This is a genomic window from Acidovorax sp. HMWF018 (genome assembly GCF_003061035.1).
Taxonomy (GTDB): Bacteria; Pseudomonadota; Gammaproteobacteria; order Burkholderiales; family Burkholderiaceae_C; genus Acidovorax; species Acidovorax delafieldii.
In genome coordinates this window covers 1-1,999 of sequence record NZ_QAIM01000305.1, presented here as the reverse complement: position 1 = coordinate 1,999, position 1,999 = coordinate 1, and the positions used below count along the sequence as shown (strand labels likewise).

Below are 1,999 nucleotides of genomic sequence, written 5' to 3'. Positions count from 1 at the left end.
GTGCTTCCCGACGATGGCGTGCAGGGCACGCTGGTGGGCCGTGTGTGGGCCCCCCAAGGTGCTGTGCCCGGCCCGGCGGTGGTGGCACTGCGGCCCGAAGGTGTTTTCGACCTCAGCGCGCACTACCCCACCATGAGCACGCTGCTCGACACAATGGCGCCCGCCGAGGCAGTGCGTGCAGCCAGCGGCCAATACCTGTGCAGCGTGGACGACCTGCTGGCCAACAGCCTGCCCGGCACACGCGACACCACGCGCCCCTGGCTGCTGGCCCCGTGCGACCTGCAGGTGGTGAAGGCTGCGGGCGTGACGTTTGCCACCAGCCTCATCGAGCGCGTGATCGAAGAGCAGGCGCGCGGCGACGCCACCCGCGCGCAGGGCCTGCGCAGCCAGGTCATCGGCCTCATCGGCCAGAACCTGGCGGACATTCGCCCGGGCTCGCCCGAGGCCATGCGCCTGAAAGCGCTGCTGCAAGACAAAGGCCTGTGGTCGCAGTACCTGGAGGTGGGCATCGGCCCCGATGCCGAGGTGTTCACCAAGGCGCCGGTGCTGGCGTCCGTCGGCTGCGGGGACGACATCGGCATCCGCTCCGACTCGGCCTGGAACAACCCTGAGCCCGAGGTGGTGCTGGCCGTGAACAGCCGGGGCCAGATCGTGGGCGCCACGCTGGGCAACGATGTGAACCTGCGCGACATCGAGGGCCGCAGCGCCCTGCTGCTGGGTAAGGCCAAGGACAACAACGCGTCGTGCGCCCTGGGCCCGTTCATCCGCCTGTTTGACGGCAGCTTCGGGCTGGAGCAGGTGCGCAATGAAACCGTGCACCTGCGTGTGGCGGGCGCGGACGGCTTTGAGCTGCGCGGCATCAACACCATGGCCAGCATCAGCCGCGACCCTACCGACCTGGTGGCGCAGACCCTGGCCGCGCACCAGTACCCGGATGGGTTCATGCTGTTCATGGGCACGCTGTTCGCCCCCATCGAAGACCGCGACCAGCCAGGTGGCGGCTTCACCCACCACCTGGGCGACCTGGTGTCCATCCAGAGCGCCTGGCTGGGCGGCCTGCACAACCGCGTGGCGCACAGCGAGGCCGCGCCGCCCTGGCGCTTTGGCCTGCGCGCCTTCATGGCCAACCTGGCGCAGCGCGGGCTGCTGCAGGGCACAGCGCTTTGAGTCAAAAGAAAACAGGAGACAACCCCATGCTCAATGCCTTCATCGACCGCTGCTGCCGCTGGATCAACCTGCTCATTGCCCTGGCGCTGGCCGTGATGGTGGTGATGGTGTTTGGCAACGTGGTGCTGCGCTACGCGTTCAACTCCGGCATCGCCATCAGCGAGGAGGTTTCGCGCTGGCTGTTTGTGTGGATCACCTTCCTGGGCGCCATCGTGGCGGTGCGCGAGCGGGGCCACCTGGGCACGGACTTTCTGCTGGCGCGCCTGCCGCCGCTGGGCCAGCGCATCTGCCTCGCCATCAGCTACGCGCTGATGATCTGGTGCACCTGGCTGCTCTTCAGCGGCGCGCTGGCACAGGCGCGCATCAACTGGGATGTGGATGCGCCGGTCACCGGTGCATCCATGGCCATCTTCTATGCGTCGGGCGTGGTGTTTGCCGTGGCGGCGGGGCTGCTGCTGGCGCTGGACCTGTGGCGGATTGTGTCGGGGCAGATGCCCGACAACGAGCTGCTGCACATCGCCGAATCCGAAGAACTGGCCGCCGTGGGCAGCCAGTTGCCGCACACAGCCCCCGCGCCCACGGCTTCACGCCAGTGAACCCCACACCGCAATGACCTGGAGCGCTCTTTCATGACCGTTTTTATCTTCCTCGGCTCCCTGCTGGCCGCCATGGCCATCGGCGTGCCGATTGCCTACGCGCTGCTCGTGTCCGGCGCGGCCCTGATGTGGCACCTGGACCTGTTCGACGCGCAGATCCTGGCGCAGAACGTGATCAACGGCGCGGACAGTTTTCCGCTGCTGGCCGTGCCCTTCTTCATGCTGGCGGGCGAGAT

General features: G+C 67.8%; 3 protein-coding genes. All 3 read left to right on the top strand.

The window, feature by feature from the left end; genetic code table 11:
* Positions 1-1,167: fumarylacetoacetate hydrolase family protein (locus DBR23_RS11645; protein ID WP_233250405.1), on the top strand; the 1,167-nt coding region annotated here is incomplete at its 5' end.
* A 26-nt stretch (positions 1,168-1,193) separates the two neighbouring features.
* A complete protein-coding gene (locus DBR23_RS11640) occupies positions 1,194-1,763 on the top strand; it encodes a TRAP transporter small permease (RefSeq protein WP_108498345.1) in 570 nt (189 codons plus the stop codon).
* A gap of 33 nt (positions 1,764-1,796) precedes the next feature.
* A partial coding sequence (locus DBR23_RS11635) for a TRAP transporter large permease subunit (RefSeq protein ID WP_146191311.1) occupies positions 1,797-1,999 on the top strand: 203 nt, incomplete at its 3' end.